The organism is Planococcus sp. CAU13 (assembly GCF_000775575.1).
Lineage (GTDB): Bacteria > Bacillota > Bacilli > Bacillales_A > Planococcaceae > Planococcus.
In genome coordinates, this window is the sequence record NZ_JRGN01000184.1 from 1 (window position 1) to 13,651 (window position 13,651).

Genomic DNA, 13,651 nt, shown 5'->3' on the forward strand with positions numbered 1-13,651 from the left:
CTCAGCGCGAGCCCCCAGGAAAGCAAAGCTATTTTGCGCAATATCGATTTTGAAATATTGTAGCTTAAACTATTTTACATCCAGGTATAGGTCTTGCCCCAGCTTTCGCGGGATAATTTTTCGATCTCTTCGACGTCGGCATCTTCCACCATATACGTATCACCCTGCTCATACGGATTATAATGGAACGCATACATTCTGGCCGTAAACTGCTTGAACGGCAATGAGCTTTCCCCTTCCAGTTCTCCCTTGCCCTGGACGCTCGTTTCAATGCCCTGACCCCAGTTCTGGCCGCTATCGTTATTCGGGTTATAGAAATAAACGCGGACTTCACCGTCCGGATCTTCAGCTATCCGCTGAATTGATACCGCATGCAGCCCCAGCAGGTTGCCGTGGACATTCGTAATATAGATGCCCACTGGATTCGGGTAAATCATTTCGTAGCCTTCGTTGTATTCGGGATGGTGCGTTGCATAGAACAGGCGCACGAACGCTTCGTAATCCGTAACGAATCCTGTGAGCGGGTCGATGATATTGCTGAATCCTCTCTGGATCCATTCACCGTAAAATTCCGGATTGACCCATTTATGGCCGTCTTCCCCGCGAAGCGCTGTCATTTTCATCATTTCGTTATAAATTTTATCAAGATGCGGCACGAGGACGCTTGATACCGGATCCAGTTCGTGGTGGATTTCTTCCGCAACGCCGCCTTCAATTTCGTTTGAATGAATCGGTGTACCTTCAAACGTCATATCAATGTCATTTTCCCGCACTGCACGGGCGATATACTCCAGCAATTGCACGACGCCATGCTGTGCCCACAGCGAAATCGCCCGCGCTGATTGGCAAGTGGGATTCAGTCCTTGCCCGATGCCGAGCGGCTGCCCCAGCACATTGATGACGCCTCCGATCAGCACACCGTTTGGCGTAATGCCCGCCTTGCGGAATTCTTTCTTGAGGATCATTTTTCGAACATCCGGATGGAAATCGATATCAAATAGTCTTCTGAGTGCCGGCAGAACTGGATCCTGGGTGAGAACACCGCTGTCCAGCATACGCGCGAGCCCGTAAACGACTTTGCTTGTCGGCGGATGGACAGAAATCTGGATCATGTCCCGGACCAGCTCATCGTTGGCATTATAGCTGGCGGTGCCGACTTCTGTAAGGCCAAGCGCTTCCGGAATCAAATCGGGATAACGCCGGTTCAGATAGCGCATCAGAATTGCATGCGGTGGAGCAACAAGTCCTGTCGCTTCCATCGACTCTCTGAACAGGGCGGATTCAGCAAGAATTTCCTGTTCGTCCAGTTCAGCTAATTTTTTCTGATAGTCTTTCAGATTTGGATATTCTTCAGAGAGTGGTGTCGGAGTGGAAATCGCTTTTTGAAATGACAGCAATTTTTCTTTCGTGCTTTCCTCAATATCTTCATCGAGCATCTGCACCGCGGTTTCGATCATTCTGATGATCCGCTCCACCATGATCGGACGCTGCACGGTCAGCCGCCCGATTTCTTCCACCAGTTTATCCGCTACTGCTTTATAGGAGAGCTTGCTGCCGAGGAAACGGAAAAGCCGCTGTCCCCGCTCAATATGGTCTCCGCCTGCAACCCGGGCTTCTTCCGTTTCCGGCGGGAACAGGAAGTCGAGATTCAGCGCCAGCACTTCATTCAGGAAAGCCGACGCTTCTTCAGGCGGCACTCCTTCATGTTCATAATGGCCTTCTATGATCGACAGCATGCGAAGCTCACTCATCAGCTCCACCACGGAATTGACTCCTTTTATTTTCAGTGAACCACCGACAAACGGTGCTTCCAGGCTTGTTGCATCGGACCAGGGGCCGCCGTGGAATACACCGGCTTTATCAAATTGAGGCGCAAACTCATAGAGTGTTTCGATGCCTTCATCCGTCGACGCCAGTTCCTGTGCAAGCTGAAATACTTCTGTCTGGTACATGCTTTTCGCAAATGGCTTTGCTTCTTCCAAAGTGCTCAGCGCTTTTTGAAACCGGTCTTTTACTGTTGCCTCAACTGCCATATATACTCCCCCAGGTGATTAATTATAGAAATCATACTTCTCATACTGCTCCAATAATTCTTTCATGCGGTCACTGTCTTCCCCGAAAAAGAAGATGGTGCCGTAATGATTGCCGAAACCGACGCGTTCCGCGACTTTTGATGTAACTGGAATGAACAGATCATGTTTATCAAAGTATGGATCATTTTTCAGTTCTTCAGGTATGTCAAGCTTCTCAACGAGGCGGACACGCGGATAAACCATCAGGCTTCCTGCATAGCCTTTCGCAGATGTCACTTCTTCCGGGAAAAATTCATCCAGCTCTTCCTCTGTCGTTTCCGGATCACTGCAGAGAATCTGTGCCTGGAAAGCATTAAAGCCGTATGCTTTTTCAATTAGATCAAAAATATGTCCGCCCGGCACCCGCGCCGCCACTTCTCCGAAATTGATCGTGCCGTCATGGGAAATGAAATATTCCGGATGGATAACGCCGTATTTTATTTCAAATGCATCCACCAGTTTTTGAATTTGATCATGAATTTGAGGGCGCCATTCTTCGAGTGAAGGCGAAGCTGGGACGAAATTCGAATGGCCAAGTTTTACGTATTCTGTGATGTTGAGGAATTTTATCTTGCCATCATGGATGAATGCTTCACAGGAAAATTCCTGGCCGTCCAAATGGCTCTCCATCAGATAGGGAAATTCCATATCTCCGATTTTGTCGATGTCTGCGGCATCCCGGATCATCATGTGCCCCACCGTCCCCGCTTTGTTTAGGGGCTTAATATGAATCGGGTCATTCAGATCCCCGTCGACTTTAATCAATGCGTCGTTGACCCGCTTTAAAAAACGGTGAATATCGTCTGTGGAATGCGCTTCTTCAAAAACGCCAACCCGGATGCCTGCCATCTGGGCCTTCCGTTTCATGAGGCCTTTGTCCCTCAAAAGGAGTGAGCGGTTGAAAGCCCGGGGATCATCAAAGAAGCGGGCATTCAAAGCGCCGGCCCATTCGACTGTTTCCTCGTAGATTGGCACAGCCACTTTCGTATCCATCTCTTTCAAGCGCTGATAAAGTTCTTCAGACCCTTCGTTCAGCCTTTCGAAATCCCAGGGGATGAAATTAATGTCGTTTTCATCCGCAAAGCTCTGGAAATCAGGCGGCCCTACTACGACATAAGGCCGGTCCAGTTTGTCCACCGCTTCTATGGCAGGCAGGCTCCAGCCCAGAATAGCCGTCAATTTTCCCTCTTTTTTCGAATCATTCATCTTTGACCACTCCTTCAGCGAAATACTTCATCGTTATAGGCTCCATATTGCCAAAATTGCGATTTTCGAAACATTTCTCACAACTTTGGGTTTAAGGAATCTGCAGAATTGGTAACTAATAGTATCGATTGTTATCACCGTTGCAATCACAGCTTAAAAAAATACAATAAAGAAGGGATTTGTTGATCATGTCTCACTGGTTCGCCAAACTCAGAGAATATTTTCCCGCCAAAGAGATGAAATCCGAATCACATATGAAGAAGCTGCTTATGGAGAAAAAGGGATTATACAAAGTTGATGAAGGACCTCACTATACGTTGGTTTATTTCGAAAAACCTGATTATGTTTTCATCGACTATATTCTCGTCAGCAGCAGTTCACGCGGTTCAGGGCTTGGCAGCAAAGTAATTTCCAAGATGAAAGAGAAAAACAAATTGATTATATTGGAAGTCGATCCAGTTTCCCCGGAAGACCCCGAAACGGAAAAGCGCGTACGATTCTATCAGAAACAAAACTTCAAAAAAGCACCCTCCATTCAATACGAACGCATCCATCCCGTCACAGGCGAAAAGAGCGTCATGGATATTTTCTACTGGTCGAAATCCCATTTGTCAGATGAGTATCTCGTGGGCAAGATGAAGAATGCTTATGAAGAAGTTCACGCCTATAAAAACGAGGAACTGTACGGCATAACGCCGCAGCCTGCGAATCAGGTGCTGCAGCTGCGCCAGTTGCAGGCACAGAAAGCTGAATAAGAAAAAGCCTGGAGCAAAATTTGCTCCAGGCTTTTCAATTTTTACCGGGTGATCCGGTTTTATTCAATTCATTTCCCAAAAACTGCAGCTGCGTGCCTATCGTGCAGTTGCTGATGCAGAAACGGTGCGCCGCGGTTTTGCCATCGTCCTTGCGGATCTGGGATCTGACAAAACATCCATCGCAATACGTATCCAGCATTTCATCTATTTCGTTCATAATCGATAATTTATTCACACAGTCACCTCTTATTAAAATTGCCGTTTCATCATTTTACTACTTGTTTGTTATTTATTCCAACAATAGTTATACTGTCTAAGGATATTTTTTCTGTCCAAGCGGTTCGTGAACTCCCGCTTTACCAAAACTAAGGAGGATTTTATTTTGTTCAATGAATTTTTAGGCCTTGGATTCGTCCTGGCCAATTTTGTTATGCTGTTGGTTATGTACAAATTTTTCGGCAAGTCTGGTTTGTTCGCCTGGGTTGCTATGTCCACCATCCTGGCGAACATTCAGGTGACGAAAACCATCGAGATTATCGGACTGACTGCGACACTTGGAAACAGCCTCTATGCCTCAACATTTCTGGCAACCGATATTTTAAATGAAAAATACGGGAAAAAAGAAGCGAAAAAAGCGGTATGGCTCGGATTTTCCGCGCTGCTGTTCATGGTCATCGCCATGCAGTTCGGTTTGAATTTCATCGCGGATGAAAGTGATTTTGCGCACGGTTCCCTGGAAACCATTTTCGGCCTCGTGCCGCAGATTGCCGTCGCCAGCATGGTTGCCTATCTGGCCAGCCAGCATATTGACGTCATTATTTTCGCTGCCCTTCGCAAATTTTTTCCAAAAGACAGCCAGTTCTGGATTCGCAATAATGGATCCACGCTGCTCAGCCAATTGCTTGATACGCTGATTTTCACCAGCATCGCATTCTACGGTGTATTTCCTTTTGATGTCTGGCTGCAGATTTTCATCTCGACCTACGTTTTGAAATTCATCGTTTCCGTAATGGATACGCCTTTTGGCTATTTTGCAAAATGGATCACCCCATTAGATGAAAAGAAGGTGTAAAACATGCTGGAAGTTTTTATCGATGCCGCTACTGCAGGATCTCCCAAAGTCAGTGCAGTCGGCGTTTTCATCCGAGGCGAAGGCCATCTGATCAAATGGAGTGAGTTCGTTGGAGAAATGGACAACCATGTGGCCGAGTTCACGGCGCTGGTCAAGGGGCTACAGCTTGCCATTGAATTGACGACAGGAATGGTCTCCGTTAAATCGGATTCAAAAGTCGTGGTCGATGCCTTCGAAAGGGAGTTTATTAAAAACCCGGCGTTCAAACCACTGCTTGAAGAAGCTTTGACATTATCCAAGTCATTTTCCTACTGCTTCATCAAGTGGGTTCCCGATTCACAAAACCGTGCTGCCCATGATCTGGCCGGCACCGCTCTTCGGGCCAATAAATAATGTGCGCTGAAAACAAATAACATTTTTTCATCTGCCCCAAGCCTTTGCTGTTTTCTGATAAGATAAGAGAAGCACAAGCAATTGGAGGAAAATCATGAGAACAAAATTAGGCACAGCACTTGATATTTTCATCCTGGTTATCGGACCCTGGATCATTTACACGCGTGTACTTGAAATTATGGAGAGAGGACCGGCTGTCTATCCGATCATTTCAATCGTCATTGTGACACTGGCCGTCATTTTCGCCATCTACAATTTGTATATGCTCTTCAGCGGCAAACAACAGGACAATGCGAAAAAGTAACCGGAAAGGTGATTTCGTGAATTCTATACTTTTTTATCTGATTCCGCTCGTTGTTTATGCAATCGTCAATAATACGGTGGATAGTTTATACTGGCCGCATTTCTTAATGCTTTTGCTGTCTTTTATTGTATTCCAGCTGGCCCGTCTGCGTTATCCGAAAGACCGGATCCCCTCAACCGCAAAAGTCGCGCAGGGCGCTTTTTATGTCCTGACGATCGCTTTCATATTTCGGGATCAATTCCTTAATCCGCTTTTCATCAACGTTTTTCTTGGTATTGCCATCGGTCTGGTCATTATCGAAATATTGCAGGGCAAAAAGCAGGCTTTCAAGTGAAGCCTGTTTTTTCGTCGAATTTCACACTCTTCCATCCTTCCTTTGCTATAGAAGGAAATAATCTGTATTCCATCACAAATAATACCGATGGACGCGGCAACCCTGCAGAAGATGACAATAAACCGTACCGGGTGGCTTTCGGCCAATCAAAGTTTATGATACCTGTATCCAGGTTATTCAAAATCATTATTCATAAAAAATCGTGTGGATATGCAGCTTATCCACACGATTTTTATGTTCTTTATAGAAATTTGACCATTAAATCTTCATCAATATAACGATTGCCGGCTTTCATCGAGCGGATTTCCGTTCCGTACTGTTCAAAATCAAATCTGAGGTATAAATTCTTTGCGGCTGCATTGTGTGAAGCAACCATGAGATTCAGCTGCTCGAGCCCCTCCCATTTTTCCGCATACGCCAGCAACTCTTTCATCAACCCTTCAGCTATACCCATTCTCCGATATTTCGGAGATACATACACGGCGACGATGGTCGCTCTGTGATTCATCTTCGGTGCCGGATTTCTTACGAGCGTCATGTTGCCGATCAATTTCCCATTGTCGTAGGCGCCAAATGTTACCGACTCTTCAGACGCCAATTGAGCACGTGTTTTGTCGATGGGTTTGTTCAACGCATCTTCGTATAATGTCGCAAACGCATCCGGGCTGTCAAGCAGCGCTTCGAGCCTTAAAATATAATAAGCCTCCGCTTCCTGAGGAGTAACTATCCTGTAATCCATACGCTGCCCCTCCTTTCTTATACGAATTTCTGAGTTACCTGCCCTTTGCCTTTTTCATACTCCACTTCTGCAAAAGCCCCGTTGACGAAAATAATCTGAGGCGGCATGTGTCCGCAATCCACATCATAGACGACCGGAATGCCGAGTTCTTTTTCAAGATCGCTGTACATTTTTTCCGCTGTATAGCCCTCTGTCGGATGATTTGCCGGACTCCTCCCGAACAGGATGCCGGAGCAATTTTCAAACCAGCCTGCATATTTCATCTGTGTCAGCGACCGTTTCAGATCTGCCACTGACATTTCACAGTTTTCAAGAAACCAGATAACCGGTTCGCCCGGGATATGCTGCTGCCGGAACGCTCCCACATTGCCGTACGGCGTCCCTGCCAGATGGTGGATTACATCAATGCATCCTCCGAGCAGTCTGCCACTGATTTTCAGCTTATGTTCCGAGACTGTTTTCCATTCCGTTGTTTCAGTCAAATGAAAGACGAACGGCGATGGATTTGCATGATCCCAGCTTTTTTGATATTGATCGGATGATACCTGGCTGATTTCTCCGCCAGGCAGGGTCGTCAGTACATCAATCCATTTCGCAGTCGTTTCATCGGTTTTTGAACCGCGCAAATCGATGATATTCGTGCCATGGGCCGTTGCAATTCCGGTGTTCAATGTAACTGCAAGAAGCAGCAGGCTGACATCGGAATAGCCCATAATCCATTTCGGTTCCATTTTACTGAAATCCAGGAATTCCAGGATTTCAATTAGCAGCTCTCCTCCCCACGGCGGAATGATTGCATCAATTTCAGCATCCATAAGCATATCCATCAATTCAGCTGCGCGAATATTTGCCGGAGCAGATTTTGCATCCTCCTGCATCCATGCAGTCTGGCCGACTTTTACTGTAAAGCCTTTGCCCTGCTGTCGTTCGATGGTCTGCTCAAGAAGATGATGAAGCTCCTTTTCAACTCCGGATGAAGGTGCCGTAACACCGATTGTCTTTACTTCAGCTGAAGGATATCGAATCATGCTGTTTTACCCCTTTCCGTCATTTCCGAGTGATTCCTTTAGATCAATTCATGGTTAACAGCGCCAAAAGCATGCCGCATAAAATTATTCCGCCCAATAGAAACAGGAAGACATGCAAGATAAAGTCGAGAAATTTTCTGGCTCTGCTGTCCATAGGTTTGACATCCATATTCGCTACGCCGTAAGACAGACCGGTCTCTGTATAGTCTTTCGTCTTTTGAAATTCTCTTCTGCTCCTCCTTGGCTCCATCAAAACCCTCCTTAATCTGTATATGGATATTTTCCATGTGTTACTATTCATTATACTTAAGTTCAAATGATATTAAAGACCTACTTTTAATAATTCGAAAAACCATAAAAAAAAGAATTCCATTTCGGAATCCTTTTCCTATGCCCGCACTTCCTGATTTGATCTATAGCTTTTAATTCCAAGTACTGCCTGGAATACAAATGCGATACTGCATAATACGATTGCCGCATAACCCAATCCTGTGATCGGCTGCAGCATTACAGTTCTGACAACGATCAATAAAAGCATAACTGACAATGAAAAATTGACGATATAAGGCCGGTCATAAAACTTTTTCAATGAATATCCAGCGAATATCGCAACAGCTATAATTGCCAATGATATAAGATCCCCCATAATTTCCCCTCTTTTTATCAAAGATTTTATTAAAGCTTACCATGTTTTCGGAACATTCGATATAGTTTATAGTAGAAAGAGCTGGATAATGAAAAAAGGAGGAAAAAAATGAACAATCACGAAATTGACTTCAAATTATATGGAGATGACATGCAGTTCGTTGAAGTGGAACTGGATCCGAATGAAACGGTGATTGCGGAAGCAGGCGCGCTCATGATGATGGAAGACGGCATCGTAATGGAAACGATCTTCGGTGATGGCTCGCAAAGCAGTTCAGGCAGCGGACTTGTGGGCAAACTAATCGGTGCGGGCAAAAGGGTGATTACAGGGGAAAGCCTCTTTATGACCGCATTCACAAATCAGGGGACCGGTAAACGGACCGTTTGCTTTGCCTCGCCTTATCCTGGCAAAATTGTACCCATGGATCTGAGCAGACTTGGCGGCAAAGTGATTTGTCAGAAAGATGCATTTCTGGCTGCTGCAAAAGGTGTATCAATAGGCGTTGAATTCCAGCGAAAACTGGGTACCGGTTTTTTCGGCGGCGAAGGATTCATTATGCAGAAACTTGAAGGCGATGGATTGGCTTTTATTCATGCAGGTGGAACCCTCCACCGAAAAAATCTTCAAAAAGGTGAACTGCTGCGTGTCGATACCGGATGTCTCGTCGCAATGACTGCAGATGTCGATTATAATATTGAAATGGTATCCGGAGTAAAAACCGCTTTGTTCGGCGGAGAAGGCCTTTTTTTTGCGACCCTACGCGGACCGGGCAGTGTTTGGATACAGTCGCTGCCATTCAGCCGCCTGGCCAGTAAAGTATTTGCGGCAGCTCCTCAAAATCCAGCCGGCCGTTCAAAAGGTGAAGGCAGTGCTGCCGGTGGATTATTTGATCTGCTGGGCGGAAGGTAAAATTATCCGGACAATAGCAAAAAGCACCGGAAACGGCCAGAAGTTCTGGCTTTACCGGTGCTTTTTTCAGCAATTTTTCTGTTCCTTCATAATTCCGACCGCTTCATTGTATTTATCAAAATCGAATTCCAGGCTGTTCGGTTTGTAGAAAAACAGAATGGATTCTTTTTCTCCGTGCGCCAGCAAATGAGTCACCACAGCTTTAGGGCTTTTCATATTCACTCCGGCATTGTCGGCATCTGCAAGCAATGCCAGTATGTTTGGGGGTATTTTCTTCATGGCTGGACTCCTTCCCGGTAAAACGTATTAAATATTCATTGGTAATCACGAATATCAGTGATGGTCCCAAGATTCACAAAATCTTCCCGTTCCATAAGACGAACCAGTTTTTCCGCAGTCTCTTCCGGCGTACTGAGCATACCCTGCTCCTTGTATGACTTGAAATTATCAATCAAAGGGAAATCAGCCTCCGAGCTGCCCCTGATTTCTTCCTGCATAGCGGTATCAATGATTCCCGGTGCAATGGATAACACTTTAATCTCTCTGTATTCCTTTTGGACAACCCGGCTGAAATGGTCGAGCCCTGCTTTTCCGGCGCAGTATGCACTCCACCCTTCATATGCTGTTCTGCCCGCACCTGACGAAATGTTGATAATCGCTTTTTGGGCAGATAAATCTGCTGTCCCCTCAATGAAAGCTCCGCTCAGAATCATAGGTGCCGTCAGGTTCAGAACCAGACTTCTGCTGATCTCCTCAGCGGGATTGGAACCCGCGGGTCCGATGGGCGCAACAGTTCCTGCATTATTGATCAATGTCGCTTTGCTGCAGTCCTGAGGTACCGCGGCCAGTATATTATTCATCAATTCCGGAATCCCGGCTGATTCGGTCAAATCATAAACAAAAGATTTTGTTCCCGGCCAATTTTCGGGAAAACTGCGGGCAACACCAAATACGAAATGTCCTTTTTCAGCCAATACATGACTGAGAGCGAGACCGATTCCTTTGGAAGCCCCGGTGATAATATAAGCCTCCATCATTATTTGCCCCTTTCAAACATGATTTCTCCAGCCACAACGGTCAGCTCAACTTGTGCTTCGAGCAATTGTTCTTCATTACCTTCAAACAGGTCCCGGTCAAACACAGTGAAATCAGCATCAAAATTTTCTTTGATCATTCCCCGTGAATCTTCTTTGCAAATGGCCGCCGCACTGCCCGTCGTATAAAGGGCAATTGCTTCGAACCGGCTCAATTTTTCTTCCGGCATGTAGCCTTCGTGCGTTTCGTAAGGCTTGCGTCTCGTAACGGCTGCGTATATCCCTTGTTTCGGGTCCACTTCTTCAATCGGCGCATCCGAACCGCCGGCGCAGATAAGGCCGCGGTCGATCAATTTCTTCCAGGCATAAGACCATTCCAGACGCTCTTCCCCGAGCCGTTCCACGACCCACGGGAAATCAGATGTCACAAAGCTTGGCTGCAGATCAAGAATTGCATCTATCTTCTCCATGCGTTCAACCAGGTCTTCCCGCAGCACCATCGCGTGGATCAGGCGGTCGCGTTTGCCTGCAGGCACCGGGTGGGCTTCGATGGCATCGAGCGCCATTTCCATTCCCAGGTCACCGATAACATGGATGGCCACCGCTTCACCGTGCTTTCTCGCGATCGAAACAAGACGTTTCAGTTCTTCATCGGAATGGATGGCTACTCCGCTTGTCGACGGATCGTCGTTATACGGTTTGCTGAGCAGCGCTGTGCGGCCGCCGATCGAACCATCCGCGAATATCTTCATCGGACCCGGTTCTATGAAAGGCTCCTGATAGCTGGCATTCGCCATCATTTCTTCAAAAGCGCTATGTGCCCGCAGCAGGTGCGCACGGAATTTTGTTTCGTTGCCAATTACATTTTTGAAAGCCTGTAATGGCCGGGAGTAATGGCCGTAATTCCCCATGTCTTCGGTATGGGCTCCCGTCAGCCCCAGTGCAAGAAGATCATCGACGGAAGTCTGAAGCGCCTTCGTTAAATAATCAACACTGACTTCAGGCACTTGATCCGACACCAGATTTGTGGCTTCATCCAGCAGATAACCCGTCGGCTCGCCTTCAGCGTCCCGTACAATTAAACCGCCTTCCGGATCCGGTGTGTCTTTCGTGATGCCGGCAAGCGCAAGCGCACTCGAATTCGCCAGAATGGCATGTCGGCACACACGCTTCAGCAGCATCGGTGATTCCGTCACTTCATCCAGCTCCTGCCGGTGAAAGATTTTCCGGTCCGGGAAATTATTTTCGTTCCATCCTTCTCCGATAAACCATTCATCACCGCCGAGCCCTCTTGTTGATTCGATCAATTGCTGTTTCATTTCCTCCGAAGATTCGATTTTGGAAAGATCCACCCGCAGCAGTTTCTGGCCATGCCCAATCATGTGCATATGGCTGTCAACAAACCCCGGATACATCACTTTCCCTGTCAGATCCATTTCCTGGTCAGCCATATTTTTCAATTCTTCATATGTACCTGTTGCCTCTATTTTTCCGTCAGAAACCAGAACAGCTTCCACCGTCCCGCCTTCTGCCGCCATCGTATAGATATTACCGCCATGCCATAATGTCTTCATGTCTCCACTCCTTTTCTCTCTTTCATCATAAGTTGAATTCTTTATATATTCAATAACACTTCGGAAATATTCATAATAATCCAGCACTGCCGATTTGCATTCAACTATAAATGGATGCCTTTGTGATATAATGGATGATATTTGGAAAGCAGAGGTGAACCTCCTGGCACAGGAGGAACTATTGGATAGTATACTAATTTTGAATTTATCAATCATGGCGCTCCTGATAGCGCTCACAGCCCTATTCGTGGCATCGGAATTTGCCCTTATCAAAGTTCGTTCTTCCCGTATTGAACAATTGATATCCGAAGGCAATGAAAATGCGCTTGTTATGAAAAAAATCATGGACGATCTCGACTATTACCTGACGGCCTGCCGTCTCGGAATCACTGTGTCAGCTATCGGACTCGGCTGGCTCGGGGAACCTGTCGTCGAAAAGCTGCTGAAACCGCTTTTTGCTGCACTGGCTCTTGAAGAACCAGTCACATCGATTTTGTCATTCGGTACAGCATTCGCCATCATTACATTTTTCCATGTTGTGATTGGGGAAATGGTGCCAAAGACTGTAGCTGTCCAAAATGCCGAAAACGTTGCAATGATCGTGGCAAGGCCGCTTTACTTCTTCGGCCGCCTCCTGGTTCCTGTTATTCGCCTGATGCACGGCGCCGCCAATGGACTGCTCAGCCTGACAGGCATCCGGATCGACAAAAATGTGCAGGCCCATTCGGAAGAAGACCTGAAAATTATGATGACGCAGAGCTATAACAGCGGCGAAATCAATCAAACCGAACTTTCTTATATGCAAAATATTTTTTCATTCGATGAAAGAATGGCGAAAGACATCATGATACCGCGCACGCAGATGGAAACTGTGTCACTTGAAATGGACCATGACAATTTGATGGCCGTTGTGCGTGAACATCAGTACACCCGCTATCCTGTTACGGAACAGGGTGATAAGGATGATATCATCGGCTTTATCAATGTTAAGGAAATGCTGACGAATTATACAAGGGAAAAGGATCTGCAAAAGAGCATTGCAGTGCACGACCTTCCTTTTGTCCATGATATGGCACCGATTCATGATGTATTGGTGACGATGCAAAAAGAGCATGTCCATATGGCGATTGTCGTCGATGAATACGGAGGAACAGCCGGAGTCATTACGATGGAAGATATTCTGGAGGAAATTGTCGGTGAAATACGCGATGAGTTTGACGAAGATGAACGTGACGAGATCAAAGAACTGGATCCGCACCGCTACCTTCTGGATGGCCGGGTGCTGCTGTCGGATCTTGAAGAACGGTTTGCACTGCACTTTTATGACAGCGAAGATGTGGACACGATCGGAGGCTGGGTGCAGATGATGAATACCGAAATCAGCGAAGGCGGTACAGTCGATTTACCGGGACACCGGATCACTGTGCGCGAAATGGAAAACCACCAGATCATCCGCCTGCTGCTCGAGAAAATTGAATACAATTAAAAAAAGGCATATCGGAAAAAATCCGGTATGCCTTTTAATTTGCAGAAAATGAAAACATTCAATCCACTTCGCTTCAGACGGACGCTTTCCGCGGGCATG

The 13,651-nt window shown here is 46.5% G+C and carries 17 protein-coding genes; 7 read left to right on the plus strand and 10 right to left on the minus strand.

From position 1 onward, the window contains the following. Window positions 1-74: 74 nt before the first annotated feature. Window positions 75-2,033, minus strand: a complete 1,959-nt coding sequence (locus KW93_RS07865) for a hypothetical protein (RefSeq protein ID WP_033542447.1) — start codon at window positions 2,031-2,033, stop codon at window positions 75-77. An 18-nt stretch (window positions 2,034-2,051) separates the two neighbouring features. Then, complete coding sequence (locus tag KW93_RS07870; protein ID WP_033542448.1) at window positions 2,052-3,278, minus strand: ATP-grasp domain-containing protein; 1,227 nt, start codon at window positions 3,276-3,278, stop codon at window positions 2,052-2,054. 188 nt (window positions 3,279-3,466) lie between these two features. Here KW93_RS07870 and KW93_RS07875 point away from each other — a divergent pair, with 188 nt between their 5' ends. Further along, window positions 3,467-4,033, plus strand: coding sequence for a hypothetical protein (locus KW93_RS07875; RefSeq protein ID WP_033542461.1), 567 nt, complete (start codon window positions 3,467-3,469; stop codon window positions 4,031-4,033). Window positions 4,034-4,067: 34 nt separating this feature from the next. On the opposite strand, the gene KW93_RS07880 is transcribed toward KW93_RS07875, so the two are convergent. Further along, the gene (locus KW93_RS07880) at window positions 4,068-4,268 is read right to left on the minus strand and encodes a zinc-finger domain-containing protein (RefSeq protein ID WP_033542449.1); all 201 of its coding nucleotides are present in this window, start codon (window positions 4,266-4,268) and stop codon (window positions 4,068-4,070) included. A gap of 147 nt (window positions 4,269-4,415) precedes the next feature. Between KW93_RS07880 and KW93_RS07885 the strand changes: the two genes are divergently transcribed. The 4 genes from KW93_RS07885 (at window position 4,416) to KW93_RS07900 (ending at window position 6,136) form a co-directional block, all read left to right on the plus strand. Then, a complete protein-coding gene (locus KW93_RS07885) occupies window positions 4,416-5,105 on the plus strand; it encodes a queuosine precursor transporter (protein WP_033542450.1) in 690 nt (229 codons plus the stop codon). A 3-nt stretch (window positions 5,106-5,108) separates the two neighbouring features. After that, window positions 5,109-5,498 carry a ribonuclease HI family protein gene (locus KW93_RS07890; protein ID WP_033542451.1) on the plus strand — a complete coding sequence of 130 codons (390 nt, stop codon included), beginning with the start codon at window positions 5,109-5,111 and terminating at the stop codon, window positions 5,496-5,498. Between the two features lie 94 nt (window positions 5,499-5,592). Next, on the plus strand, window positions 5,593-5,802 hold the full coding sequence (locus tag KW93_RS07895; RefSeq protein ID WP_033542452.1) for a hypothetical protein: 210 nt from the start codon (window positions 5,593-5,595) through the stop codon (window positions 5,800-5,802). A gap of 16 nt (window positions 5,803-5,818) precedes the next feature. Then, on the plus strand, window positions 5,819-6,136 hold the full coding sequence (locus KW93_RS07900) for a hypothetical protein (protein ID WP_033542462.1): 318 nt from the start codon (window positions 5,819-5,821) through the stop codon (window positions 6,134-6,136). A gap of 241 nt (window positions 6,137-6,377) precedes the next feature. Here the strand turns inward: KW93_RS07900 and KW93_RS07905 are convergent, their stop codons facing one another. The 4 genes from KW93_RS07905 to KW93_RS07920 all read right to left on the minus strand — a co-directional run bounded on the left by KW93_RS07905 (window position 6,378) and on the right by KW93_RS07920 (window position 8,549). Beyond that, window positions 6,378-6,875 carry a GNAT family N-acetyltransferase gene (locus tag KW93_RS07905; RefSeq protein WP_033542453.1) on the minus strand — a complete coding sequence of 166 codons (498 nt, stop codon included), beginning with the start codon at window positions 6,873-6,875 and terminating at the stop codon, window positions 6,378-6,380. Window positions 6,876-6,892: 17 nt separating this feature from the next. After that, complete coding sequence (locus tag KW93_RS07910; RefSeq protein WP_033542454.1) at window positions 6,893-7,903, minus strand: S66 family peptidase; 1,011 nt, start codon at window positions 7,901-7,903, stop codon at window positions 6,893-6,895. Window positions 7,904-7,946: 43 nt separating this feature from the next. Then, on the minus strand, window positions 7,947-8,153 hold the full coding sequence (locus tag KW93_RS07915; RefSeq protein ID WP_033542455.1) for a hypothetical protein: 207 nt from the start codon (window positions 8,151-8,153) through the stop codon (window positions 7,947-7,949). 138 nt (window positions 8,154-8,291) lie between these two features. After that, a complete protein-coding gene (locus tag KW93_RS07920; protein WP_033542456.1) occupies window positions 8,292-8,549 on the minus strand; it encodes a hypothetical protein in 258 nt (85 codons plus the stop codon). Between the two features lie 108 nt (window positions 8,550-8,657). On the opposite strand from KW93_RS07920, the gene KW93_RS07925 reads away from it, so the two are divergent. Beyond that, on the plus strand, window positions 8,658-9,458 hold the full coding sequence (locus tag KW93_RS07925) for a TIGR00266 family protein (RefSeq protein ID WP_033542457.1): 801 nt from the start codon (window positions 8,658-8,660) through the stop codon (window positions 9,456-9,458). 66 nt (window positions 9,459-9,524) lie between these two features. Here the strand turns inward: KW93_RS07925 and KW93_RS07930 are convergent, their stop codons facing one another. Genes KW93_RS07930 through KW93_RS07940 form a run of 3 tightly spaced genes read right to left on the minus strand, consistent with a single transcriptional unit; the run spans window position 9,525 to window position 12,066 of the window. Then, entirely contained in the window at window positions 9,525-9,737 is a 213-nt protein-coding gene (locus tag KW93_RS07930) for a hypothetical protein (RefSeq protein ID WP_033542458.1), read from the minus strand. A 35-nt stretch (window positions 9,738-9,772) separates the two neighbouring features. Next, entirely contained in the window at window positions 9,773-10,492 is a 720-nt protein-coding gene (locus KW93_RS07935) for an SDR family NAD(P)-dependent oxidoreductase (RefSeq protein WP_052131514.1), read from the minus strand. 2 nt (window positions 10,493-10,494) lie between these two features. Continuing rightward, window positions 10,495-12,066 carry an amidohydrolase gene (locus tag KW93_RS07940; protein ID WP_033542460.1) on the minus strand — a complete coding sequence of 524 codons (1,572 nt, stop codon included), beginning with the start codon at window positions 12,064-12,066 and terminating at the stop codon, window positions 10,495-10,497. 181 nt (window positions 12,067-12,247) lie between these two features. Here KW93_RS07940 and KW93_RS07945 point away from each other — a divergent pair, with 181 nt between their 5' ends. Further along, the gene (locus tag KW93_RS07945; protein ID WP_033542463.1) at window positions 12,248-13,552 is read left to right on the plus strand and encodes a hemolysin family protein; all 1,305 of its coding nucleotides are present in this window, start codon (window positions 12,248-12,250) and stop codon (window positions 13,550-13,552) included. Window positions 13,553-13,651: the final 99 nt, after the last annotated feature.